Annotated in this window: 23 protein-coding genes; 9 read left to right on the top strand and 14 right to left on the bottom strand. The window is 51.5% G+C overall.

What is annotated here, in order from left to right:
• A complete protein-coding gene (gene cpxA / locus SC127_RS07615) occupies positions 1 to 1,380 on the bottom strand; it encodes an envelope stress sensor histidine kinase CpxA (protein WP_215848169.1) in 1,380 nt (459 codons plus the stop codon).
• On the bottom strand, positions 1,377 to 2,075 hold the full coding sequence (cpxR, locus tag SC127_RS07620) for an envelope stress response regulator transcription factor CpxR (protein ID WP_243079995.1): 699 nt from the start codon (positions 2,073 to 2,075) through the stop codon (positions 1,377 to 1,379). Before cpxR ends, cpxA begins: the two co-directional genes overlap by 4 nt.
• 148 nt (positions 2,076 to 2,223) lie before the next feature.
• Here cpxR and cpxP point away from each other — a divergent pair, with 148 nt between their 5' ends.
• From cpxP to SC127_RS07650, 6 genes are all read left to right on the top strand, one after another.
• Entirely contained in the window at positions 2,224 to 2,733 is a 510-nt protein-coding gene (cpxP, locus tag SC127_RS07625; RefSeq protein WP_215848171.1) for a cell-envelope stress modulator CpxP, read from the top strand.
• 450 nt (positions 2,734 to 3,183) lie between these two features.
• Positions 3,184 to 3,348 (top strand): general stress protein, encoded by a 165-nt coding sequence (locus tag SC127_RS07630; RefSeq protein WP_243079996.1) that lies wholly within the window; start codon positions 3,184 to 3,186, stop codon positions 3,346 to 3,348.
• A gap of 259 nt (positions 3,349 to 3,607) precedes the next feature.
• Positions 3,608 to 4,510 carry a CDF family cation-efflux transporter FieF gene (gene fieF, locus SC127_RS07635; protein WP_243079997.1) on the top strand — a complete coding sequence of 301 codons (903 nt, stop codon included), beginning with the start codon at positions 3,608 to 3,610 and terminating at the stop codon, positions 4,508 to 4,510.
• A gap of 207 nt (positions 4,511 to 4,717) precedes the next feature.
• Positions 4,718 to 5,680, top strand: a complete 963-nt coding sequence (gene pfkA, locus SC127_RS07640; protein ID WP_243079998.1) for a 6-phosphofructokinase — start codon at positions 4,718 to 4,720, stop codon at positions 5,678 to 5,680.
• 141 nt (positions 5,681 to 5,821) lie between these two features.
• The gene (locus SC127_RS07645; RefSeq protein WP_215848173.1) at positions 5,822 to 6,814 is read left to right on the top strand and encodes a sulfate ABC transporter substrate-binding protein; all 993 of its coding nucleotides are present in this window, start codon (positions 5,822 to 5,824) and stop codon (positions 6,812 to 6,814) included.
• Positions 6,815 to 6,940: 126 nt separating this feature from the next.
• On the top strand, positions 6,941 to 7,714 hold the full coding sequence (locus tag SC127_RS07650) for a CDP-diacylglycerol diphosphatase (RefSeq protein ID WP_332625919.1): 774 nt from the start codon (positions 6,941 to 6,943) through the stop codon (positions 7,712 to 7,714).
• Between the two features lie 29 nt (positions 7,715 to 7,743).
• Here SC127_RS07650 and tpiA read toward each other — a convergent pair whose 3' ends face one another.
• Entirely contained in the window at positions 7,744 to 8,511 is a 768-nt protein-coding gene (tpiA, locus tag SC127_RS07655; RefSeq protein WP_215848175.1) for a triose-phosphate isomerase, read from the bottom strand.
• Positions 8,512 to 8,630: 119 nt separating this feature from the next.
• Positions 8,631 to 9,221, bottom strand: a complete 591-nt coding sequence (locus SC127_RS07660; RefSeq protein WP_215848176.1) for a YiiQ family protein — start codon at positions 9,219 to 9,221, stop codon at positions 8,631 to 8,633.
• A gap of 101 nt (positions 9,222 to 9,322) precedes the next feature.
• Between SC127_RS07660 and SC127_RS07665 the strand changes: the two genes are divergently transcribed.
• Entirely contained in the window at positions 9,323 to 9,757 is a 435-nt protein-coding gene (locus SC127_RS07665; protein WP_215848177.1) for a DUF805 domain-containing protein, read from the top strand.
• On the opposite strand, the gene fpr is transcribed toward SC127_RS07665, so the two are convergent.
• Positions 9,748 to 10,494, bottom strand: a complete 747-nt coding sequence (gene fpr, locus SC127_RS07670; RefSeq protein WP_243080000.1) for a ferredoxin--NADP(+) reductase — start codon at positions 10,492 to 10,494, stop codon at positions 9,748 to 9,750. The two genes, SC127_RS07665 and fpr, sit on opposite strands and share 10 nt — an antisense overlap.
• Positions 10,495 to 10,763: 269 nt before the next feature.
• Between fpr and emrD the strand changes: the two genes are divergently transcribed.
• A complete protein-coding gene (gene emrD, locus SC127_RS07675; protein WP_279234075.1) occupies positions 10,764 to 11,957 on the top strand; it encodes a multidrug efflux MFS transporter EmrD in 1,194 nt (397 codons plus the stop codon).
• Here the strand turns inward: emrD and glpX are convergent.
• The 3 genes from glpX to SC127_RS07690 all read right to left on the bottom strand — a co-directional run bounded on the left by glpX (position 11,947) and on the right by SC127_RS07690 (position 15,448).
• Positions 11,947 to 12,957 carry a class II fructose-bisphosphatase gene (gene glpX / locus SC127_RS07680; protein ID WP_215848178.1) on the bottom strand — a complete coding sequence of 337 codons (1,011 nt, stop codon included), beginning with the start codon at positions 12,955 to 12,957 and terminating at the stop codon, positions 11,947 to 11,949. The genes emrD and glpX overlap by 11 nt on opposite strands.
• A 92-nt stretch (positions 12,958 to 13,049) precedes the next feature.
• On the bottom strand, positions 13,050 to 14,564 hold the full coding sequence (glpK, locus tag SC127_RS07685) for a glycerol kinase GlpK (protein ID WP_332625907.1): 1,515 nt from the start codon (positions 14,562 to 14,564) through the stop codon (positions 13,050 to 13,052).
• Between the two features lie 29 nt (positions 14,565 to 14,593).
• Entirely contained in the window at positions 14,594 to 15,448 is an 855-nt protein-coding gene (locus SC127_RS07690; RefSeq protein ID WP_243080002.1) for an MIP/aquaporin family protein, read from the bottom strand.
• Positions 15,449 to 15,855: 407 nt separating this feature from the next.
• Between SC127_RS07690 and zapB the strand changes: the two genes are divergently transcribed.
• Complete coding sequence (zapB, locus tag SC127_RS07695; protein ID WP_193406104.1) at positions 15,856 to 16,095, top strand: cell division protein ZapB; 240 nt, start codon at positions 15,856 to 15,858, stop codon at positions 16,093 to 16,095.
• A 54-nt stretch (positions 16,096 to 16,149) separates the two neighbouring features.
• On the opposite strand, the gene rraA is transcribed toward zapB, so the two are convergent.
• The 6 genes from rraA to priA form a co-directional block, all read right to left on the bottom strand.
• The gene (gene rraA / locus SC127_RS07700; protein ID WP_215848179.1) at positions 16,150 to 16,635 is read right to left on the bottom strand and encodes a ribonuclease E activity regulator RraA; all 486 of its coding nucleotides are present in this window, start codon (positions 16,633 to 16,635) and stop codon (positions 16,150 to 16,152) included.
• A 157-nt stretch (positions 16,636 to 16,792) separates the two neighbouring features.
• A complete protein-coding gene (gene hslU, locus SC127_RS07705) occupies positions 16,793 to 18,130 on the bottom strand; it encodes an HslU--HslV peptidase ATPase subunit (protein WP_215848180.1) in 1,338 nt (445 codons plus the stop codon).
• A gap of 11 nt (positions 18,131 to 18,141) precedes the next feature.
• Positions 18,142 to 18,672 (bottom strand): ATP-dependent protease subunit HslV, encoded by a 531-nt coding sequence (gene hslV, locus SC127_RS07710; RefSeq protein WP_215848181.1) that lies wholly within the window; start codon positions 18,670 to 18,672, stop codon positions 18,142 to 18,144.
• An 89-nt stretch (positions 18,673 to 18,761) separates the two neighbouring features.
• Positions 18,762 to 19,703: a cell division protein FtsN gene (ftsN, locus tag SC127_RS07715; protein WP_243080003.1), complete on the bottom strand. Its 942-nt coding sequence runs from the start codon at positions 19,701 to 19,703 to the stop codon at positions 18,762 to 18,764.
• 155 nt (positions 19,704 to 19,858) lie between these two features.
• The gene (gene cytR, locus SC127_RS07720; RefSeq protein ID WP_332625908.1) at positions 19,859 to 20,896 is read right to left on the bottom strand and encodes a DNA-binding transcriptional regulator CytR; all 1,038 of its coding nucleotides are present in this window, start codon (positions 20,894 to 20,896) and stop codon (positions 19,859 to 19,861) included.
• A gap of 165 nt (positions 20,897 to 21,061) precedes the next feature.
• Positions 21,062 to 23,257, bottom strand: coding sequence for a primosomal protein N' (gene priA / locus SC127_RS07725; RefSeq protein ID WP_332625909.1), 2,196 nt, complete (start codon positions 23,255 to 23,257; stop codon positions 21,062 to 21,064).
• Positions 23,258 to 23,449 lie beyond the last annotated feature (192 nt).

Genomic DNA, 23,449 nt, shown 5'->3' on the forward strand with positions numbered 1-23,449 from the left:
TTATTGACGAGCAGAGGAGTAGAGCGGTAACCACATTGTCAGTCGTAAGCCGCCCAGCGGGCTGTCATCAGCTTTTACCCAACCGTGATGTTGCTGGATAGCGGTATCAACGATGGCTAAGCCTAAACCGGTTCCACCCGATTCACGGTCGCGTGCTTCATCAGTGCGATAGAACGGACGGAAAATCTGTTCGCGATCTTCTGCGCTCACGCCAGGGCCATCATCATCAACGTGAACAGTAATCCCTGATATATCCACCGAGAAGCTCACGCTGATCTGAGAATTAGAGTAACGCAATGCGTTACGTACGATGTTCTCAAGCGCGCTTTCCAACGCATGTGGATTGCCATAAAGCGGCCATGGGCCAGGCGGATAAGGAATATCTAATTTTTTGCCCATCTGTTCTGCTTCAAATTTGGCATCTTCCAACACGCCATTCCACAGATGATTGGCTTTCATCGCTTCACTGATTAATGCATTTTTGTGCTGAGTACGCGACAGCACCAGTAAGTCATTAATCATGCCGTCCAGACGCTGTGCTTCCGTTTCTATACGTTGCAACTCTTTACCTTCGCCATGACGGCGGCGCAATAACGCTGTCGCCAGTTGTAGGCGGGTAAGCGGTGTACGTAACTCATGGCTAATATCTGAGAGTAAGCGTTGCTGACCGTTCATCATGCGCTCAAGCGCGCTGATCATTTGGTTGAAGCTGGAGCCCGCTGCCAGAAATTCTTGCGGACCAGATTCCAGTTCCGGATGCTGACGCAAATTGCCACTTGCTACCTCATCTGCTGCGTATTTTAATTTACGCGCCGGACGCGCCAGGCTCCACGCCAGCCACAGCAACAGCGGCGAGCTGATCAGCATAGTGACAATCAATAACAAGAGCGGGCGGTCAAAGAGCAGGTTCACAAAGTCGAGCTGGGAACTGGTCGCAGGACGAATCATATAGAGCTGGTAGTTATCTTCACCATCATGCACGGCGAAGGGTCCCACAAGCTCTACACGACCATACTTCTTCTTCTGCGGATGATCGGCATTATCGGATTGCCCGATAAAATTACGAATCACCTGCATTTCGTTGTGTTGCGCACCAATCACCCGGCCTTCGCTGGTAACCAGCACCAGGCGTTGACCCGGTGGTGCCCATTTCTCTATCGCGCGGAAGAGCCGACGCCACCACATCAAATCATTAGGGGGATCTTGCGATAATTCGACTTCCACATGCTGTTCTATCATCAAGCCTTGCCGCTGTTCACTTTCCATTAGCGAGGTCATCTGACGCGAATCCAGCTTGGGCACCATTAACACCAGCATCAACACCAATGCCAGCGTTAACCAGAAAATGGCGAAGATGCGGGTGGTCAAACTTCCAATCATGATGCCGAAACCATCAGATAGCCGCGTCCCCGTAAAGTTTTAAACCAAGGATGCCCATCGCGGCGCTCAGGCAGTTTGCGACGTAAGTTAGAGATATGCATATCAATGGCACGGTCAAACGGCGTTAAGCGCTTACCCAGCACTTCCTGGCTCAGATGCTCACGTGAAACAACTTGACCAAGATGTTGCGCCAAAAGATAGAGCAGGGTGAACTCTGTGCCGGTGAGATCCAGCGTCACATCATCGAAGCTGGCCTCCTGACGACCCGGATTCAAACGCAGGCAATCTACCTCTAACGTCGGTGAACTGTTGTCATGCTGTTGCTGCTGTTCGCTCCAGTTGGAACGGCGCAGGATGGCACGAATACGCGCAACCAGCTCACGATCGTTAAACGGCTTCGGTAAGTAATCGTCCGCACCTAATTCCAGGCCCAGCACCCGATCTAACTCGCTGCCGCGTGCGGTCAACATGATCACGGGTGTTTGATATTGCTGACGCAGTTCTTTTAAGGTGTCGATGCCGTTCTTCTTCGGCATCATGACATCGAGCAAAAGTAAATCAATTGAGTTATCGAGCAGGTTCAGCGCTTGTTCACCATCGCTGGCCACGACCACTTCAAACCCTTCCATTTCCAACAGTTCTTTTAAAAGCGAAGTTAATTCGCGGTCATCATCTACCAACAGGATTTTATTCATTTTTGTAGCCCTCCGCAGGCAAAATACCGTGTTCCTACAGCACCAATCCATCGCTTTACGTAGTTTTACACCCCCTGACGGATGTTTGCAGCTTTCGCCGTACACTGGCTCTCGTTGAATCGCAAAACGGAACGAACTGGAGTAAACGATGCGCAAAGTAACCGTCGTTGTCCTTGCCTCAGCGTTGGTTATTTATCACGCCAGCGCAGGAGCAGCAGACACCACGACGATTGACGAGATGCATCACAGCGGATTGACGACAGGCAGTATGACGCAAAATCCGCAAAGCCACATGTTCGATGGCATCGAGTTGACTGAACAACAACGGCAACAGATGCGTGACCTGATGCAACAGGCTCGGCATGAACGTCCGGCGATAAGTATTGATGATGTTGCAGCCATGCATGACTTGGTGACTGCAGATAAGTTTAACGAAGCGGCCATCCGTGAAAAAGCGGAAAAAATCGCCCAAGTTCAGATTGAACAGCAGGTCGAAATGGCACGAGTTCGCAACCAAATGTATCACTTGCTCACACCTGCTCAGCAAGCGACGTTACAGAAGAATTATCAACGTCGGCTTAGCGAAATGCGCGAGTTATCGAATTTGCAGTCAGCGTCATCGCTGCAAGCAGTGAGTAGTACCGGCAGTAACCAGTAACATAGTATCCCTGTTTTCCTTGCCATAGACACCATCCCTGTCTTCCCCGCCATGATGGCGGGGTTTTTTTTGCTTAATTTTTGCCATAACTCTCTTACCTGGCGAAATAACTTACTTAACCCTCCTGATAAGCCGTGCGCAAATTCACCTTATTAACATTGCTTTGGCGGTTCGCTTTTTTGCTGTCTTTTTATATTTCAATAAAGCGTAAAAATTAATACCAACTATTCTCTGAAATTTTAAACCGTTAATAAGTAATGAGTTAGTTGCTATCGCTAACTTTTTTATGTAATAAATACAGTGAGTTAACATTCCCTCGCTGCGCTTGCGGCGCAGTGCTCATCTTCTATACTTAATTCCGTTGCAGCAAGGAAGGCGATATACCCCGGGATAACGGAGAGCATCAACCACATCATGTATTCCAAAATGAATCTATTAACGGAGTAAATTATGGCAGAGCATCGTGGTGGTTCAGGTAATTTCGCAGAGAATCCACAGAAAGCATCTGAAGCTGGCAAAAAAGGCGGTCAGAGCAGCGGTGGCGGCGGCGGTAACTTTAAAAACGATCGCGAAAAAGCCTCCGAGGCAGGGAAAAAAGGCGGCAAAAGCAAATAGTCACGCTCGTCGTTAGACCTGACCTTGCCAAATCTGCACTTTAATTTGGCGCTTATGAAAGTAAGCAATCAGCCCCGACCTCTTCCCTGGCCGGGGCATGTTTTATCCACGTTTTTCAAAGAACCACTTCCTCTTCGTTATCTCAGCCATTTTTATCTGTTTAAGCCGGTTTCATGCGTAGCGGCAGCACGAGTGTTAAACTTGAGCGATTGTCCCAGTTTGGGTACACGCCTTCATTGGCGCGCACATGGAGCCTGATATGCAACCCACCTATGCTCGATTAGTTAAACGCGCAGCATTGTCAGCTACTATTCTTGCGACCATCTTATTGATTGTGAAGATATTTGCATGGTGGTACACCGGTTCTGTAAGCCTGTTGGCTGCCTTGGTCGATTCGCTGGTGGATATTGCTGCATCACTGACTAATTTGCTGGTGGTGCGTTATGCGTTACAACCTGCAGATGCCAATCACACCTTTGGTCACGGCAAAGCGGAATCGCTAGCAGCGCTGGCACAAAGCATGTTTATCTCCGGCTCCGCACTTTTTTTGTTCCTTACTGGCCTGCAACATCTTGCCTCACCCAATGTCATGCGCGCGCCTATCGTCGGTATTGTTGTCACGGTTGTTGCACTGTTCTCAACCTTAACGTTGGTCGCTTTCCAGCGTTGGGTAGTACGTAAAACACGTAGCCAGGCAATTCGCGCCGATATGCTTCATTATCAATCTGATGTGATTATGAATGGCGCAATTCTGGTGGCCTTGGTGTTGAGCAGCTACGGTTTTGTTCGGGCCGATGCACTCTTTGCCTTGGGGATTGGTGTTTTCATCCTTTATAGCGCCTTGCGTATGGCGAATGATGCCGTTCAGGCACTGCTTGATCGTGCTTTACCGGAGGAAGAAAGACAGCAGATTCTGGACATCGCCACACATTGGCCTGGCGTTCAGGGTGTGCACGATTTACGCACGCGCCAATCCGGGCCGACTAAATTTATTCAACTGCATCTGGAGTTGGAAGATCAGCTGCCGTTAGTGCAGGCGCACCGCGTTGCCGATCAAGTTGAAAAAGCCTTACTGAAGGAATTTCCCGGTTCTGACGTAATAATCCATCAGGATCCTTGTTCTGTGGTACCGTTCGAGCGCCAGGATTCTTTCGGGTTTTAACTAAAATAATCAACTTAGTACGAAAGAAAATGACGTGACGCTAACAATGCTGCAAAAATTAGTGAAAACTTGTCTGACCTGAATCAATTCAGCAGCAAGCCTTTGATATACTATCTGCCATCACGTGTCGCGCTTATCGAAAAATTTAGCTTACCGGCGCTCGACAGGCAGGATTAACCCTTAGTTTTGAACAATCCAGAGGTTGTCATGATCAAAAAAATTGGTGTATTAACCAGCGGCGGCGACGCTCCAGGCATGAACGCAGCCATTCGCGGCGTTGTTCGCTCCGCGCTGAGTGAAGGACTGGAAGTTTTTGGTATCTATGACGGCTATTTGGGTTTGTATGAAGATCGGATGATCAATCTTGACCGCTACAGCGTCTCTGACATGATCAACCGTGGCGGCACCTTCTTGGGGTCGGCGCGTTTCCCGGAATTCCGTAACGACGAAGTTCGCCAAATTGCCATCGAAAACATGAAAAAGCGCGGCATTGATGCGTTAGTGGTGATCGGCGGTGACGGTTCTTATATGGGCGCAAAACGCCTGACTGAAATGGGTTTTCCCTGCATCGGTTTGCCAGGCACTATCGATAACGATGTTGCCGGTACCGATTACACGATCGGTTATTTCACCGCGTTGGAAACTGTTGTAGAAGCAATTGACCGCTTACGTGATACCTCTTCGTCGCACCAGCGCATTTCGATTGTAGAAGTCATGGGACGCCATTGCGGCGATCTGACACTTGCGGCTTCTATTGCTGGCGGTTGTGAATTCATCGTATTGCCTGAAATTCCTTACACGCGTGAAGAGTTGGTTGCGGAAATCAAAGCGGGCATCGCGAAAGGTAAGAAACATGCCATTGTTGCGATCACCGAGCACATCTGTGATATCGACGATCTGGCGCGCTTCATTGAAACGGAAACCAAGCGTGAAACGCGCTCCACTGTGCTTGGCCATATTCAACGTGGCGGCGCACCTTGTGCTTATGACCGCATTCTGGCGTCACGCATGGGCGCTTTTTCCATTGAACTGCTGATGCAGGGATATGGTGGCCGTTGCGTGGGCATTCAGAATGAAAAAATGGTGCATCATGACATTATCGATGCCATTGAAAATATGAAGCGCCCCTTCAAACGTGACTGGTTAGATACTGCTAAACAGCTTTACTAACTTTTTCAGGGCGCGCTATAGAGTGCGCCCTGCCATCCTCGCCTTATATTCCCCTAAGTTATATCAGCTGGTTTTTAATTCTTTTAGCTCTGGAATGGTTTATGTCACGCTTATCTCATAACGATATTGGGAGAGTGCGCAATGAACAAGTGGAGTATTGGTTTTACCCTTTTGCTGGCTTCTACCAGCGTATTGGCGAAGGATATTCAGTTATTAAACGTTTCCTACGATCCAACGCGTGAATTGTACGAACAGTACAACAAAGCATTCAGTGCGCACTACAAACAGGAAACGGGCGACAACGTGGTGGTTCGTCAATCACATGGCGGTTCAGGTAAGCAAGCCACGTCAGTGATCAATGGCATTCGTGCTGATGTCGTCACGTTGGCGCTGCAATCTGATGTGGATGCAATTGCAGAACGTGGCCGCATCGATAAAAATTGGATCAAGCGTCTACCCGATAATTCTGCGCCTTACACGTCCACCATTGTATTTCTGGTGCGTAAAGACAATCCAAAAGGTATTCATGACTGGAACGACCTGATCAAACCGGGCGTTTCTGTTATCACGCCAAACCCGAAAACATCAGGCGGTGCACGCTGGAACTATCTGGCTGCATGGGGTTGGGCATTAGATCACAATAATGGCGATCAGGCTAAAGCGTTAGCGTACGTAAGAGCCTTGTTTAAGAACGTTGAAGTGCAGGATTCAGGTGCGCGTGGCGCCACTAACACCTTCGTAGAACGTGGCATTGGCGATGTGCTGATTGCCTGGGAAAACGAAGCTTATCTGGCGGTAAACAAACTGGGCAAAGATAAGTTTGAGATCGTCACGCCAAGCGAGTCAATTCTGGCAGAACCTACTGTATCGGTCGTCGACAAAGTGGTTGATGAGAAAGATACGCGCAAAGTTGCTGATGAATATTTGAAGTATCTCTATTCCCCAGAAGGCCAGACCATCGCGGCGCAGAATTATTACCGCCCACGCGATGCTGAAGTTGCGAAGAAATTTGCCAGCAGTTTTGCTCCAGTAAAACTTTTCACTATCGACGACAAGTTTGGTGGCTGGACAAAAGCACAGAAAACGCATTTCACTGACGGCGGTACTTACGATCAGGTGATGAAGCCTGAATAACGTCTGTTAGTTCAGTTAAACCCCGAAAGCGGAAGTTCTGCGAGTAGGGGTTTTTTGTTTTAAGCGTGACATTAACATGCCAGCAGGTGAGGATGCGGACTGGTGGAGAAAAGAGGAAACCTTGCTATGCAGGGAAGCCGTCATGCCTTTAGTCTGATTACATGTTTGCTCGCGCTAGTGATTACGGCAATGCTCATTGCGGCTTTTCACTTCAAGAAAAATTCCGATGCCTTGTGGCAAATCGTCAGCGAAAAGTGTGTACCACATTTGCAGCAAACAGGGCAGCCCAAACCTTGTGAACGCGTTGATCTCGCTCAAGGCTATGCAATGCTGAAAGATCGCAATGGCCCGCTGCAATACTTGCTTATCCCCTTAGCGAAAATCACCGGTATTGAAAGTCCACAACTGCTTAATCCCACCACGCCAAACTATTTTTCTTTCGCCTGGGCTCAACGCCATTTATTAGCACAACGTTATGCCGCACCGATTACTGACAACACCTTATCGTTGGCAATTAACGCTGAATATGGACGCACACAAAACCAGCTGCATATTCATATCTCCTGTTTACGGCCGGATGTGCGACAGCGTCTCAACGTGCTGGCTCCCAGGCTAAACAGCGAATGGCAAACAGAGACGCTACATAGCCATCGCTATTTACTGCGCACGCTGACAACCGCAGAACTGGCGCAGCAGAGCGTTTTTATGCAGTTGGCAGCGGAGGTGCCGAATGCTCGGCATGAAATGGGGAAATATGGCCTGGCGCTGGCGAGCTTAGCAGATGGACGATTGGTGCTGATGGCGATTGAGCGCAACTGGCTATTATTGAACAGTGGTTCGGCGGAAGAGTTGCAGGATCACAGTTGTAAATTATTGCGGCCAATAAAAAAGGCGACGTAGCCGCCGCCTCTCATCGGGTATTACGGGTATTACGCGTTTTTCGCTGCTGCAGCGGCTTTGACGATCACGGTGAAAGCATCGGCTTTCAGTGAAGCGCCGCCAACCAGCGCGCCATCGATGTCTGGCTGAGTAAAGAGTTCGGCCGCATTTTTGTCGTTAACAGAACCGCCGTACTGAATGATCACTTGTTCAGCAATCGCGGCATCTTTCTTCGCGATATGGTCGCGAATGAATTTATGAACGGCCTGTGCCTGTGCTGGTGTGGCAGATTTGCCAGTACCGATAGCCCAAACAGGTTCATAAGCGATAACGGCATCTTTAAAGGCTTCTGCGCCCTGAGTTTCCAGCACGGCGTCGATCTGACGTGCGCAAACTTCTTCGGTTTTACCGGCTTCGTTTTCTGCTTCGGTTTCGCCAATGCACAGAACAGGGATCAAGCCCGCAGCTTTCAGCACTGCATATTTCTTCGCGATGAACTCGTCGCTCTCTTTGTGGTATGTACGACGCTCAGAGTGACCGATGATGATGTATTTCGCGCCGATGTCTTTCAGCATGTCCGCTGAAACTTCACCGGTGAATGCGCCAGACAGATTCACGTCCACGTTCTGAGCACCCAGAGCAATGTGGCTACCGGAGATGGCATGTTTTGCCTGATCGAGGTAAATCGTCGGTGGCGCAATGGCTACACCACAACCTTCAACGCCAGACAGTTCTTTGCGCAGACCTTCGATCAATTCGGCGGTCATCTGCTTGCTACCATTCAACTTCCAGTTACCCATAACCAGTGGATGTCGCATTCTATCCTCCGCATAACGCGTTCATGAAATAGCACTGCCAGCAGGCAGCGTTGTCTGCCAGACAGTATAGAGATCAAATGTGTTGATAGCTTTGCTTTTCGTCATTTTTGCCTGCCCGATCAAGGGTTGGCGAGCGTTAGTTTCACCGGTTCGATGGCGAAGGTGAGCCCTTTATCGCCGCTGTCAGAGACGACAAAGCGCAGCGCGCCCTCGTTGTGGGCAAAGTAGTGTGAACCTTTGCCGTCGCTCAATAATTCTGTCAGTTTTTTACGTCCTTCTTCAGGCGTTAAACCGGGAACAAAAAAGCGCAACATCGCCGTCATATAATCCATGGCTTTGGTTTGTGATGCGTTCTGATCCGGTCCGGGCAGCGGCAACCAGGTAATTTGCAGGGTTTTGATCTTCCCGGTTCCCGGTTCCAGCGCAGTAGAAGCGTACAGTGTTTCACTGATCTTACTGGCGGCACGCGTCAGATTGCTTTTATCGTCCCGGTTATCAATGGCACGATACTCCAGCAGCGGGAGTTCAGGATTAGTAGTGTTATATTTTTCGCGAAACTGGCCGATAGTCATATCAAAGGTAGGCGCGCCAGATAAAAGATAAGGCGCGGCGGGCATATGTTCAGCCCGATCCAACGGTTGTGGATCGGCGGCAAATGCCGGAACCGTCAGCGCAAGACTCAACAACAGTGCGCCAGGCAAATTCTTCATTTTGTCGACCCTAACCAGTAAACTCAGCCCCAAATTAGACCGGTTTTTATCCGCAAGGTCAAAAAGCAAGGCAGATTAAATTTATTTCTGGGTGATAAAGCATGACATTACAACAATGGTGTTTCTCGTATCGTGGACGATTAGGACGGCGTGACTTTTGGATCTGGCAGGCTGTTTGGCTGTTAACCACCACATTGTTATTTGTTCTCGCCGGGAATGATTTACTTGATACGCAGATGGCCGCGTTTGGCGTGGTTTGTCTGCTTTGGCCCGCCAGTGCGGTGCTGGTAAAACGCCTTCACGATCGCAATCGTCCTGGCTATTGGGCATTTCTGGTGATCGTCGCGTGGATGCTGGTGGCGGGGAACTGGAGCATGCTTGATGGCGTACTGCCGTGGCTGGTGGGGCGCGCCATTCCTTTCATCATTTTTGTTGGGCTGTTGCTCGATCTGGGCCTGTTTCGCGGCACCGCCGGTAAAAATCGCTTCGGTGCCGCTGCGCTGCCGGTACGTTATAAGCCTGCCACTTACCAGTAATGTTCGCTGGTCATATGCCCCGGCTTGCGTTTGAGATGCTTACGCATGCCGCGCGTATCTTTCAGCAGTTGCTGCGTATCACGTACCATTTGTGGATTGCCGCACAGCATAACGTGGCTGGTTTCGGCATCCAGCGTTAATCCTACCGCGCGTTCCAGCTCGCCGCTTTCGATAAGCGCGGGTACGCGACCGCTGAGTGAGCCGGCAATCTCTTCGCGGCTTACCACGGTTTGGATATGCAGTTTGCCGTTGTAGGTTTGCTGCAATTGCTGCATCAGGGGGAGAAAACTCAGGTCGGCGGCATAGCGGGCCGCATGCACCAGCACAATATTATCAAAGCGATCGAGCCCTTCGCCCTCCTGCAAAATCGACAGATAAGGTCCAATCGCGGTGCCCGTCGCCAGCATCCATAACGTTTTACATTCCGGCACTTCATCCAACACAAAGAAGCCAGCGGCTTCTTTTGTGATCATAAGCTGATCGCCGGGACGCAGTGCGAACAGGTGCGGACTCAACTTACCTTCCGGCACTGTAACCAGATAGAACTCCAGCAAAGGATCGCTTGGCGCATTGACATAGGAATAAGCGCGCTGCACGCGTTCTCCATCAATTTCCAGCGCCAGCTTGGCAAACTGACCTGCGGTAAAGCGATCAATCGGTGCCTGTACCCGAAGGCTGAACAGCGCATCGGTCCAGTTTTTTACTTCTTTTACTTGCGCATTGACCCACTCGGCCATATTCACTCCTTGGTTGTTTTTCAGGCTGACGAATATCTTCGCTACCTGACGCTGATATTTCTACCCTGTTCCCGGTCAAAGGCTCTAATCGACAAACTGTTGCGCCACCTTTACAAGCTGGTGCATAAACTTGACGCACGCAAGTTTAACGCTTTTGCCTCGCCTCTCGCTTTGTCACACAATCCTGATATTTTGCCCGGCATTAACCTGTATCAGCCTTTTTTACGGCTGCTTTATCCTTAATCTCTAGATAAACCTTTCACACAATAATGATGAATAAATTAGAAAATCGCCGATTACTGGTGATGTTGATTGTATTGGTCGCGGTAGGGCAGATGGCACAAACCATTTATGTTCCGGCGATGGCCAGCATGGCGGAAGCGTTAAACGTGCGCGATGGCACGATGCAACGCGTCATGGCAGCTTATTTAATTACCTACGGCGGATCGCAGCTGATCTACGGCCCGCTGTCTGACAGTGTTGGTCGCCGCCCGGTGATCCTTGTCGGTATGATGATCTTTATGATCGGCGCATTAACCGCCATGTTTGCCCCTTCGCTCAGCGTTCTGGTGCTGGGCAGCGCGATTCAGGGCATGGGAACCGGCGTGGCGGGCGTGATGGCGCGTACCATGCCGCGCGATCTCTATTCAGGTCAGGCGCTGCGGCAGGCAAACAGCCTGCTGAATATGGGCATTTTGGTCAGCCCGCTGTTGGCACCCGTGATCGGCGCCATGTTAACGCAGCTGTTTGGCTGGCATGCCTGTTTCGCCTTTTTACTGTTACTGTGCCTGGCAGTCACCAGCGCGATGGCGCGTTGGTTGCCAGAAACCCGGCCCTACAGCGCCGAAGTGACACCCTTTCTAAAGCGCTATAGCCGCTTGCTGAGCGACACCCACTTCGTGCGCTACATCATTCTGTTGATTGGCGCGCTGGCAGGCATTGCCGTGTTTGAAGCCAGCTGTGGCGTATTGCTGGGCGGTGTGTTGGGGCTGAGCAGCTTAACCGTCAGCATCCTGTTTATTCTGCCTATACCTGCGGCTTTCTTTGGTGCGTGGTTTGCCGGGCGTGAACAGCGTTCATGGCACAGCCTGATGTGGTGCGGTGTGAATAGCTGTTTACTGGCGGGCATTCTGATGTGGATTCCTGCTTGGTTTGGCGTGATGAACATCTGGACGCTGCTGGTGCCTGCTGCGCTATTCTTCTTCGGCGCGGGTATGCTGTTCCCGTTGGCGACATCAGGTGCAATGGAACCTTATGCATGGTTGGCGGGCAGCGCAGGCGCATTGATTGGCGGTTTACAGAATTTAGGGGCTGGGCTGGTGGCGTGGCTGTCAGCGTTGATGCCGCAGCGCGATCAGTTCAGCATTGGCATGTTGATGTTTTTCACTGCGCTGGTGATGCTGCTGTGTTGGTTGCCACTCTCGCGTCAGCCGGAGAGCAGCAACCAGCCGGTCACAGGATAAATTGATGCAGCGCCGGATCTTTGCGATCGAGATAGTGAATAGACTGGATGCGGCGAATGGTGCGCGATTTACCGCGAATCAATAAGGTTTCACTGGTGGCGATATTGCCCTGGCGCGTAATGCCCTTGAGCAAATCGCCGCTGGTGATGCCGGTGGCGGCAAAAATGACGTTGTCATTACGCGCCATCGCATCCAGCGTTAGCAGCTTGCCCGCTTCAATCTTCATTTCAGCGCAGCGTTTTAACTCTTGCTCGCCAATCAAACGGTTTTGTTCGTTATCACCTTTGACCTGATGACGGGCTAACAGCCGTCCTTGCATATCACCATCCAAGGCACGAATCACCGCTGCCGACACCACGCCTTCAGGCGCGCCGCCGATGCCGTACATCACGTCCACTTCGCTGTCTGGCATGCAGGTTAAAATTGACGCAGCAACATCGCCATCCGGGAAAGTAAACACCCGCACACCAAGTTGTTGTAGCTGCTTAATCACGTCATCGTGGCGCGGCTTGGCCAGAATCGACACGGTTAATTGTTCGAGTGGTTTGTTCATCGCGGCGGCGATGTTGCGTAAATTGGTTTCCAAAGGCAGGTCGAGATTAATATGACCTCGCGCCGCTGGGCCGACAATCAACTTTTCCATGTACATGTCTGGCGCATGCAAAAAGCTGCCCTTGTCGCCCACGGCCAGCACGGCGAGCGCATTGGCTTGGCCCATTGCGGTCATGCGGGTGCCTTCAATCGGATCGACGGCAATATCCACCGCGTCGCCGCTACCGGTTCCCACTTTTTCTCCGATATAGAGCATCGGTGCTTCGTCGATTTCACCTTCGCCGATCACAATCTGGCCGTCGATATTGATGGTGTTTAACACGTGACGCATTGCGTGGACAGCTGCGCCGTCGGCAGCATTTTTATCGCCGCGGCCTAACCAGCTGTATCCCGCTAAGGCGGCAGCTTCGGTTACGCGGGAAAATTCAATGGCAAGTTCTCGTTTCATGGCATGCACCTGACAAAAAACAGGCGAGCAGTGTAGCACAGCGGGGAGAGGGCGGGAAAAAGGCCCGCGACAAGCGTCGCGGGCTGACAGCATTACTCTTGTTCTTCCCACGCTTGCGCGCGAGCAACGGCTTTTTTCCAACCGGCATAACGGAAGTTACGCTCGGTGGTTTCAAGGCTTGGACGGAATTCACGCTCAATCACTGATTTGGCGCGCACTTCCTCCAGGTCTTTCCAGAAGCCGACGGCCAGACCTGCCAGATAAGCAGAACCCAACGCAGTCACTTCACGCACTTCTGGACGCTCAACACGCGTGCCGAGAATGTCGGACTGGAACTGCATCAGGAAGTTATTCGAAACAGCGCCACCATCGACACGCAGCGCCTGCAGACGGGTGTTGGCATCGTTCTGCATCGCTTCCAGCACATCACGCGTTTGGTAAGCGATCGATTCCAGCGTCGCGCGAATGATGTGGTTGGCATTAGCACCACGCGTCAGGCCAAACAATGCGCCGCGTGCATACGGGTCCCAATAAGGTGCACCCAAACCGGTGAAGGCTGGCACCATATAAACGCCATTGCTGTCTTTGACTTTCATTGCAAAGTATTCAGAGTCAGCGGCATCGCTGATCAGCTTCATCTCGTCACGCAGCCACTGAATCGCCGCACCACCAATGAATACTGCACCTTCCAGCGCATAGTTAACTTCGCCACGTGGACCGCAAGCGATGGTCGTCAACAAACCATGCGTTGAGGTCACTGCTTCGGTGCCGGTGTTCATCAGCATGAAGCAGCCGGTGCCGTAAGTATTTTTTGCCATGCCAGGTTGCACGCACAGCTGGCCGTAAAGCGCTGCTTGCTGGTCACCTGCAATACCGGCGATTGGAATACGCGTACCGCCTTTACCACCGATGTTGGTCTGGCCGTAAACTTCAGAAGAGGATTTAACCTCTGGCAGCATCTCACGTGGAATATCGAGAATATCCAGCATGCGCTGATCCCACTCCAGCTTATGGATGTTGAACATCATCGTACGTGAGGCGTTGGTGTAATCAGTGATATGCACCCGTCCTTGCGTCATTTTCCATACCAGCCAGGTATCAACCGTACCAAACAGCAGTTCACCGCGTTTCGCACGTTCACGTGAGCCTTCTACATGATCCAGAATCCACTTCACTTTGGTGCCGGAGAAGTAAGGGTTAATCACCAAACCAGTGGTGTGCTGGATATACTCTTCCAGTCCCTCTTTCTTCAGCTTGTGACAATAATCTGCAGTGCGGGGATCTTGCCAAACGATAGCGTTATAAATCGGCTTACCGGTTTCTTTATCCCAGATGATGGCGGTTTCACGCTGGTTAGTGATACCAATTGCCGCGATTTCGTCAGAGCGAATGTCTGCATGTGCCAGCACTTCCACCAGCGTTGAGCTTTGTGAGGCCCAGATATCCATTGGGTCATGCTCAACCCAGCCCGCTTTCGGGTAGATCTGAGTAAATTCGCGCTGAGATACCGCCACAATATTAGAGTCGTGATCCAGAACGACGGCACGAGAACTGGTTGTGCCCTGATCGAGCGCGACAATGTATTTTTTATCGGTGGTAGTAGTCATAAATTCTTTCCTGATGATAAAGGTGAAACTTACGCTTTACGCTGCTGAGCGCGTGCGACCGGTTTTTCTGTTGTTGTGCTGGCAGGTTCTTGTACTGCGCCAGGCAAATGGCGGCCAATCAGAGCGCGATAACCAAAAGCACCCAAACAAGCACCTACAATCGGGCCAAAAATCGGCACGAGGAAATAAGGAATATCACGACCGCCGGTAAAGGCCACGTTACCCCAGCCTGCTAACCAAGCGAAGAGCTTCGGTCCGAAATCACGTGCCGGGTTTAAGGCGAAACCGGTTAATGGACCCATCGCGCCACCAATAATAGCAACCAGAAGGCCAATCAGCAGAGGAGCCAATGGACCGCGTGGCAGGCCGTTACCGTCATCGGTGAGGCCCATGATTACGGCCATCAATACCGCCGTAATCACCATCTCAACCAAAAATGCCTGACCCACGCTGATATGCGGATTTGGGTAGGTTGAGAAAATGCCGGCTAAATCCAGGCTTTCAACTGTGCCGCGCACCATCTGGTGGCTAGATTCATAATCTAAGAACAGGTTGTAGTACAAGCCGTACACCAGCGCTGCTGCGCAGAAAGCGCCAGCGATCTGCGCCACGATGTAGGGCACCACTTTACGCCCTTCAAAATTAGCAAACAGGCAAAGCGCGATAGTGATAGCAGGATTTAGATGCGCACCAGATACGCCAGCAGTGAGATACGCTGCCATGGAAACGCCTAAACCCCAGATGATACAAATTTCCCACTGACCGAACTCGGCACCGGCGAGTTTTAGCGCTGCCACACAGCCTGCACCAAAAAAAATGATTAACCCGGTTCCGATAAACTCGGCAATACACTGACCTTTGAGCGTGTTAGTTGTTTGACTCATAATGTTGTTCCTGAAGCGAGGTTAAATTTTATCAGTTTTTGTTCTCAATCCATGAGTCACCCAGCTCTATTGTAGGGCTGTTGTAAATTTATCGTTAACGAACATAAACGAGAAATAGCGAAATCGATTTTTGTGTGCTGTGTCATAAAAATGCGCGTTTTCGCGTGTTTTTGCTTTCCTTAATCATCATATGCGCGTTCTGGAATGGTGAGCGCGATCGCGCAAAGACGAAACGGCACGATTCTTAGGGTTAAGCTGAAAAGTGTTACAGACTGCGCCGTAAAAGGCAGCGCTGCTGGACTTGCGCGGTGAGGCTACATACAATCGAAACATCGTTGCTGGCTGAAGCATTCTGTGCTTAAGCTGGCATCATCAACGCCTTGCAAGATTTAGGAGAGGTCAGAAAGATGTCATTTGAAGTTTTTGAGAAACTGGAAGCGAAAGTACAGCAGGCGATTGATACCATCACTCTGCTGCAGATGGAAATCGAAGAGCTGAAAGAGCAGAACAACAACCTGCGTAACGATGCGCAGCAAGCTGCTGGCAATCAAGATGCGCTGGTGCGCGAAAATCAGCATCTGAAAGAGGAGCAGCATGTCTGGCAAGAACGCCTGCGCGCGCTGCTGGGAAAAATGGAAGAGGTTTAAACCTCCGCTGATACGTAAAACGGGTGCCGCTGGCACCCGTTTTCGTTTCTGGATTTATTCTATATCCAGCGGATCTTCAGAGAGAATGATACCGGTGTTATCAGCATAGAGATGGTCGCCAGAAAAGAAGGTCACGCCACCAAAATTGACGCGCACATCGCTTTCGCCAACGCCTTCTCCCGCCGCACCTGCTGGAATCGCAGCAATAGCCTGAATGCCAATCTCCAGTTCTTCCAGCTCATCAACCTGGCGAACCGAACCGTAAATCACGATGCCTTCCCACTCGTTTTGCGCCGCTAAACGCGCCAGTTGCGCATCGACTAAGGCGCGACGTACTGAGCCGCCGCCGTCTATCAACAGCACACGACCGCGACCATTTTCTTCCAACAGATCGTAAAGCAAGCCGTTGTCTTCAAAACATTTCACTGTGGTAATCTGACCACCGAATGAGGTGCGCCCACCAAAGTTTGAAAAAAGCGGTTCAACAACATTCACTTCTTCATGGTAGATGTCGCAGAGTTCAGATGTATCGTATTTCATAAGGGTTTCGTCTGTTTGCCACAGGAGCGGTAAGTATATCGCTTTCTACGGATTGTTGGCAAAATCATCACCGGATGAAAAGGGCGATGCATCAGCAGTATGCAGAAAAAAGCCCAACCGGATGGCTGGGCTTTGAATGAGTATTGGACTAAACGCTTTAGAGAATAAAGCGGCTTAAATCTTCGTCCGCGACCAGCTGATCCAAATGCTGACCAACGTATTCGGCATCGATTGTCACTGATTCACCGCTGCGATCGCTGGCGTCATAAGAGACATCTTCCATTAAGCGCTCCAGCACGGTATGTAAACGGCGCGCACCGATGTTCTCGGTGGTTTCGTTAACCTGCCACGCCGCTTCAGCGATGCGACGAATACCGTCGTCGGTGAAGTGAATTGTCACACCTTCTGTGTTCATCAGCGCCTTGTACTGCACGGTGATGGACGCATTGGGTTCAGTCAGAATGCGCTCGAAGTCATTCACCGTCAGCGCCTGCAATTCAACGCGAATTGGTAAACGACCCTGCAATTCTGGAATCAGATCGGACGGGCTGGCAACCTGGAATGCACCTGATGCGATAAACAGGATATGGTCAGTTTTTACCATGCCGTGTTTAGTCGAAACGGTACAACCTTCTACCAGCGGCAGCAGGTCGCGCTGTACGCCTTCACGTGATACGTCTGGGCCGCCGGCATTCTGACCGCCACGCTTACAGATTTTATCGATCTCATCGATAAACACGATGCCGTGTTGCTCAACAGCTTCAATGGCATCCTGCTTTAATTCTTCTGGATTCACCAGCTTAGCGGCTTCTTCTTCCACCAGCAGCTTCATCGCTTCTTTGATCTTCAGCTTGCGTGGCTTCTGCTTCTGACCACCAATGTTCTGGAACATTGACTGCAGCTGGCTGGTCATCTCTTCCATGCCCGGCGGTGCCATGATCTCTACACCGGCTGAGCTGGCCGCGAGATCAATTTCAATCTCTTTATCATCCAACTGGCCTTCACGCAGTTTTTTGCGGAATGACTGACGCGCCGCAGACGGTTCGCTGCTTTGCTCAGACTGGCCCCAGTTATTTTTCGCCGGTGGAATCAGTACGTCGAGAATACGATCTTCCGCCATCTCTTCCGCGCGATATTTGTTCTTTTCAATCGCCTGGCTGCGCACCATTTTGATGGCTGAGTCGGTCAGGTCGCGGATAATTGAATCCACTTCTTTGCCGACATAGCCCACTTCGGTGAACTTAGTGGCTTCTACTTTAATGAACGGCGCATTGGCGAGTTTTGCCAGACGACGTGCGATCTCGGTTTTACCGACACCCGTTGGGCCGATCATCAGAATATTTTTTGGTGTGACTTCATGACGCAGCTCTTCGTCAAGCTGCATACGGCGCCAGCGGTTACGCAGTGCAATAGCCACGGCACGCTTAGCGCTGTCCTGGCCGATGATAAAGCGATTAAGTTCGCTGACAATCTCGCGTGGGGTCATCTCAGACATGGTTAAAATCCTTACGCCTTGGACGGTAATTCTTCGAAATTAACGTTATGGTTAGTGTAAATGCAGATATCACCCGCGATATTCAGCGATTTCTCTACGATGTCTCGCGCGCTCAGCTCAGTGTTTTCCAACATCGCACGGGCCGCAGCTTGAGCGAAAGGACCGCCAGAACCGATTGCGATCAAGTCATTTTCTGGCTGAATCACATCACCGTTACCGCTGATAATCAGCGACGCAGACTCATCCGCGACGGCCAGCAGCGCTTCAAGGCGGCGCAGCATGCGATCGGTGCGCCAGTCTTTCGCCAGCTCAACGGCAGCTTTGACCAAATGGCCTTGGTGCATTTCCAGTTTACGTTCGAAGAGTTCAAACAGGGTGAAGGCATCTGCTGTACCGCCAGCGAAACCGGCGATCACTTTATCGTTGTAAAGACGACGCACTTTTTTAACGTTGCCTTTCATTACGGTATTGCCGAGAGTAGCCTGGCCATCACCGCCAATCACTACCTGGCCGTTGCGTCGTACACTTACTATTGTTGTCACGGGCAGACCCCTTATTGCAGTCGGAAAAAAGCTCCGCGCACAAGGCGCGGAGTATCATGCAAACAGATATGGGGCGGGTTTAGCGGGTTTCAACCCCCGACAGCGAGCGGAATACAGCTTGAGTGTCCAGAACTGCGCAGACGTTTGAGTGTGCTATCCGCGGTTGCCCGATCCTTATAAGGTCCGATAACCACGCGATTCCAACCGCCACCTGTCGTGATACGACTTTCAAAACCTTCAAAGGCTAAGCCAGCACGTACAGATTCAGCCTGATCGGTTCCTTTGAACGAACCACACTGCACCATCCAGCGCTGTGAAGCCGCTTTTTCTGTTGGCTTAGGCTTCGCGGCCTCTTGCGGTTTCGGCTGCGCGGCGGGCTCACGCGTAACAGGAGCTTGTTGTGCCTGACGCTGCACGCTCTCCTGCTGCTGGCGCTGTTGAGCTTGCTGCTGAAGTTGTTGCTGTTGACGCTGCTGTTGCTGCTGAAGTTGTTGCTGTTGGCGCTGCTGTTGCTGCTGAACTTGTTGTTGTTGACGCTGGATTTGCTGTAGCTGCTGCTGATGTTGCAGCGTAACCTGACGCTGTGCTGGCGTTTGCTCATTCCACGGCACTTCGTTCAGCTGGGTAGGTTGCTGGCGCATGTCAGCCTGCATCTGTTCCAGTAGCTGGCGCTGCTCATCCGTCAGTTGCGTTTGCGACTTCACTTCGCCGCCTGAAGACGGCTCAATTGGCGTAGGCATCGTTACCTGACGATTTTCCAGCTCTTTGATGTACTTCCAGCGCTCTTCAGGCTTTGGCGGTAAGCCATTGCCGTTGGCTTTATGATCCGTAATTACCGGCGCGTCTTCTTTCTTGTGATGCGCGAGGAACCATAAACCACCGGCAAAGGTCACCAACACCGCAACCGCCAGTACAATCATCAATTTCGATGCGCCCGATCCGCCTTTGCTGCTTTTCTTGCCACGACTGGGGCTTTTTTTGCGACGCGTCCCTGTTGAACGCCCGCGGCCTACATAATCTTTTTGTGCCACTCTCGTTCTGATACCCTTCAAAAAAATAATGCCAAATGGGCAATTTTGCTGCTTTTACTCTGCCCGGCAAGGAGCCCGCCATGTTACTTAAGGGTAGGTACTTTGACCAGCGATGTTCGCCTTAAGAATCTACTGAAAATGAACGGAGATTGCGCTTATTTTTCACGCTTTTTGCTGGGTGCCGTACTGCCTCGTATGGCTAATTCGGCATCGAGCAAGCGCGAGCCGTTGTTCACCCGCTTACCTTGCAACTCCGCAAGCAGCAACAGCATCGCTTCCCGACCTATTTGGTAACGCGGCTGCGTCACTGTCGTTAGCGGCGGTTCGCAATAGCGTGACAATTCAATATCATCAAATCCCACGACCGAAAGATCTTCAGGAACGCGTAATCCCATGCGTTTTGCCTGATTAATGGCACCGAGCGCCATAATATCGCTGTGACAGAACAGCGCACGAGGTGGCTGCGGCAGCGCCAACAATCGATTCATCGCGGCGACGCCCGCTTCAAAAGTGAAGTCACCACGCACAATATAGGTGGGATCAACCGTGAGTCCGCTGCGACGCATCGCCTGAACATAGCCTTGCAGACGATACTGGCACAGCGGCATGGTTTCAGGTCCGGCGATGCAGGCAATCTGCTTATGGCCGAGCTGCAACAGATGATTCACGGCCTCGAAAGCGGCGGTCAGGTTATCAATATGAACGGTGGGCAGCGACATCTCAGGCGCAAACTCATTGGCCATCACCATCGGCGGTAAGTTGCGTTGTTCTTCGAGGCTGGCATCAAACGGCAACTGTGAACCGAGCAGCACCATCCCGTCGATTTGGCGTGTCACCATCAAATTCATAAAGGTTTTTTCTTGCTGATTTTGATGCGCGCAGTCGCCAATCAGTACCAGATATCCTTCTTGCGCAGCAGTCACTTCTACGCCCCGAATGATCTCACTGAAAAAGGGATCACAGATATCGGGCACAATCACCAAAATGGTTTGTGTTTCACCACGGCGGGCGTTGCGCGTTAAGCCATGTGGCGCATAGCCAACAGCAATGACAGCTTGCTCAACTTTCTGTCGGGTCGCTGCGGAGACTTTTTCCGGGTTCATTAGCGCGCGCGATACGGTAGCGGTCGAGACACCCGCTTTTTCAGCCACATCTTTCATAGTGGCGGCGGGCTGTTGTTGATTCTGCTCCAACACATGCTCCTGACGCGTTATGCGCGTTCGAATGTTTATTTGGTCTGGCCTGAAAAGCAAGCCGGGCAACATTGTTAACGATTGCCCGGCCAGGTTGTTACTTAATTTGCATAAAAATTGTGACTTATGCGACTTTTTTCGATCTGGCTCGCAGACCTGCGCGGCTTAGCTTTCCGTTGGGTCGATATCCAGCGTCCATTTTACTTTGCGCCCAGCGGGTAAAGTGGAAATCAGCGGCATTGAACTGCTTAGCAACTGCTGTAAACGCTTGCGCGAAGGATGCTGCACTAACAGCTGCCAGCGCCAGCGCCCGCTGCGTTTAGGTTGCAGCGCCGGTAGCGGCCCCATCAACCACGTCGATTTATCATTTAACGGGCTGGCTTCCAGCAAATTTCGCAACTGCTGGAGAAATTCAGCAGCCTGTTGATTATCATGATCTTCCGCGCGGAACAGCGCATGGCTGGTCCACGGGGGCAGAAATACCGACTGGCGCTCAAGAAGCGTCTGCTGGGCAAAAGCAAAATAGCCTTGATGCAGCAAAATTTGCAGCAGCGGATGCTCTGGATGGTGAGTTTGCAGCAGCACTTCGCCCTGTTTGCCTGCGCGACCGGCACGCCCGGCGACTTGGGTATAAAGCTGAGCAAAGCGTTCGGCGGCACGAAAATCGGCTGAGAACAGCGCACCATCGACATCCAACAGCGAGACCAGTGTGACGTCTGGGAAGTGATGCCCTTTAGCCAGCATTTGTGTGCCGACCAGAATGCGTGCGCCACCTCGATGCACATCGGCAAGATGTTGCTCTAACGCCCCTTTGCGGCTGGTGGTATCACGATCAATACGCGAAATCGCAACGCCCGGGAACAGCGTGCCAAGCTGCTGTTCAAGCTGTTCAGTACCGACACCAACCGGCATCAAATGGGTCGATCCACATTGTGGACATTGATTGGGCAGCGGGCGCTGGCTGTCGCAGTGGTGACAACGCAATTGGCGTTGATGCTGATGCAACGTGTAATAACGGTCGCAGCGCTGGCATTCCGCAATCCAGCCGCAGTCGTGACACAAAAGGGCAGGCGAAAAGCCGCGTCGATTTAAAAAAAGTAAAACCTGATTATTGGCCTGAAGATGCTGGCGCATTTTACCAATCAGCGCAGGCGACAGCCCGCCAATCAGTTGCACGCCTTTTAAATCGATCAACTGCTGCAGTGCAGGTTTGGCATTACCGGCGCGCTTGGTTAAATCAAGCTGACGATATTTACCGTTACGCACGTTGTGCAGCGTTTCCAGCGCGGGCGTCGCGGAACCCATGACAATCGGAATATCTTCTTCATGGGCACGAAATACCGCTAAATCACGCGCCTGATAACGCCAGCCTTCTTGCTGTTTATAGGAACTGTCGTGCTCTTCATCAATAATGATCACACCCGGCCTGGCCAATGGCGTAAACAGCGCCGAGCGCGTGCCAATCACAATCGCCGTCTCCCCACTGCGCGCGCGCAACCACACTGCCAGACGCTCGCTGTCATTCAGGGCGGAATGCAGGACGTCAATTGGCGCGTCAAAACGCTCACGAAAGCGGGCAATGGTTTGGGGTGTTAAACCGATTTCCGGCACCAGCACCAGCGCCTGCTTGCCGCGTGCCAGTACGTTTTCCAATATGCTGAGATAAACTTCCGTTTTACCGGAGCCGGTAATACCCGCCAATAACCAGGCAGCGTAGTGTTCATCTTCGCCACGTATAGCGCCAACGGCGGTGGCCTGATCGGTATTAAGCCGCAGACGTTCACCTTTAATGGCAAAGCTTTCACGCCAGTCCCGCATTTGCGGCTGGTGCTCATGCAAATCACACAATCCTTTAGCGCGTAAGGCCTGCAACACGGCATCAGTCAGATCGTGTTCACTGACCTGATGACGATAAAGCGGTTTTTGGCGTAAAGACGCCAGCGCCTGCTGCTGTTTTGGCGCACGCTTCAGGCTTTCGGGCGATGTTGCACGACCTTGTTCAGTAAGTTGCCATTGCCACAGCGGCGTCTCCTGTGCAGGTTTGCCCTGACGCAGCAAAACCGGCAGCGCATGGCTTAATACTTCACCGAGCGGAGAATGATAATATCCTGCCGCCCAGTTAAGGATGCGCCATAACGAAGGCGGGAACAGCGATTCGCTATCCAACACCTCCGCCACTTTTTTCAATTGTGCTTCAGGCAGATCGCTGGTTTCACGCAGCGCGACTACGATGCCAATCATTTTCCGATTGCCAAACGGCACGCTCACCCGCCCACCGATGACGGGCTGCGTACCTTGCGGCGGCAGATAATCAAACAGGCGGGGTAAAGGAACGGGCAGGGCAACCTGAACAACGGGCATAGCAATCTCTTTCCGGTTCAATCATTGAGGAAACGTAGTGTACCAGCTGGGAGATTAGGCGGGTATATCAGGTGATATTTGCAGCAAGTCATAATGTTCTGTATAATATGCCGCCTTCGATGAGAAAGTACTCGTCGGGGTACACCATTAATTGTTCAACAGCGTGTGGTGCTGCGCGGGTTTAAAACCTGG

The sequence above is a fragment of the Pantoea sp. T14 genome, from assembly GCF_036663535.1.
GTDB classification, from domain to species: domain Bacteria; phylum Pseudomonadota; class Gammaproteobacteria; order Enterobacterales; family Enterobacteriaceae; genus Pantoea; species Pantoea phytostimulans.

Excerpts from the sequence above, each read along its gene's own strand:
- cpxA (WP_215848169.1), bottom strand. The coding sequence starts at position 1,380 with ATGATTGGAAGTTTGACCACCCGCATCTTCGCCATTTTCTGGTTAACG.
- SC127_RS07665 (WP_215848177.1), top strand. The coding sequence starts at position 9,323 with ATGACATTACAACAATGGTGTTTCTCGTATCGTGGACGATTAGGACGG.
- SC127_RS07630 (WP_243079996.1), top strand. The coding sequence starts at position 3,184 with ATGGCAGAGCATCGTGGTGGTTCAGGTAATTTCGCAGAGAATCCACAG.
- SC127_RS07645 (WP_215848173.1), top strand. The coding sequence starts at position 5,822 with ATGAACAAGTGGAGTATTGGTTTTACCCTTTTGCTGGCTTCTACCAGC.
- tpiA (WP_215848175.1), bottom strand. The coding sequence starts at position 8,511 with ATGCGACATCCACTGGTTATGGGTAACTGGAAGTTGAATGGTAGCAAG.
- pfkA (WP_243079998.1), top strand. The coding sequence starts at position 4,718 with ATGATCAAAAAAATTGGTGTATTAACCAGCGGCGGCGACGCTCCAGGC.
- glpK (WP_332625907.1), bottom strand. The coding sequence starts at position 14,564 with ATGACTACTACCACCGATAAAAAATACATTGTCGCGCTCGATCAGGGC.
- rraA (WP_215848179.1), bottom strand. The coding sequence starts at position 16,635 with ATGAAATACGATACATCTGAACTCTGCGACATCTACCATGAAGAAGTG.
- fpr (WP_243080000.1), bottom strand. The coding sequence starts at position 10,494 with ATGGCCGAGTGGGTCAATGCGCAAGTAAAAGAAGTAAAAAACTGGACC.
- fieF (WP_243079997.1), top strand. The coding sequence starts at position 3,608 with ATGCAACCCACCTATGCTCGATTAGTTAAACGCGCAGCATTGTCAGCT.
- cpxP (WP_215848171.1), top strand. The coding sequence starts at position 2,224 with ATGCGCAAAGTAACCGTCGTTGTCCTTGCCTCAGCGTTGGTTATTTAT.
- zapB (WP_193406104.1), top strand. The coding sequence starts at position 15,856 with ATGTCATTTGAAGTTTTTGAGAAACTGGAAGCGAAAGTACAGCAGGCG.
- SC127_RS07650 (WP_332625919.1), top strand. The coding sequence starts at position 6,941 with ATGCAGGGAAGCCGTCATGCCTTTAGTCTGATTACATGTTTGCTCGCG.
- priA (WP_332625909.1), bottom strand. The coding sequence starts at position 23,257 with ATGCCCGTTGTTCAGGTTGCCCTGCCCGTTCCTTTACCCCGCCTGTTT.
- emrD (WP_279234075.1), top strand. The coding sequence starts at position 10,764 with ATGATGAATAAATTAGAAAATCGCCGATTACTGGTGATGTTGATTGTA.
- SC127_RS07690 (WP_243080002.1), bottom strand. The coding sequence starts at position 15,448 with ATGAGTCAAACAACTAACACGCTCAAAGGTCAGTGTATTGCCGAGTTT.
- glpX (WP_215848178.1), bottom strand. The coding sequence starts at position 12,957 with ATGAAACGAGAACTTGCCATTGAATTTTCCCGCGTAACCGAAGCTGCC.
- SC127_RS07660 (WP_215848176.1), bottom strand. The coding sequence starts at position 9,221 with ATGAAGAATTTGCCTGGCGCACTGTTGTTGAGTCTTGCGCTGACGGTT.
- hslU (WP_215848180.1), bottom strand. The coding sequence starts at position 18,130 with ATGTCTGAGATGACCCCACGCGAGATTGTCAGCGAACTTAATCGCTTT.
- cpxR (WP_243079995.1), bottom strand. The coding sequence starts at position 2,075 with ATGAATAAAATCCTGTTGGTAGATGATGACCGCGAATTAACTTCGCTT.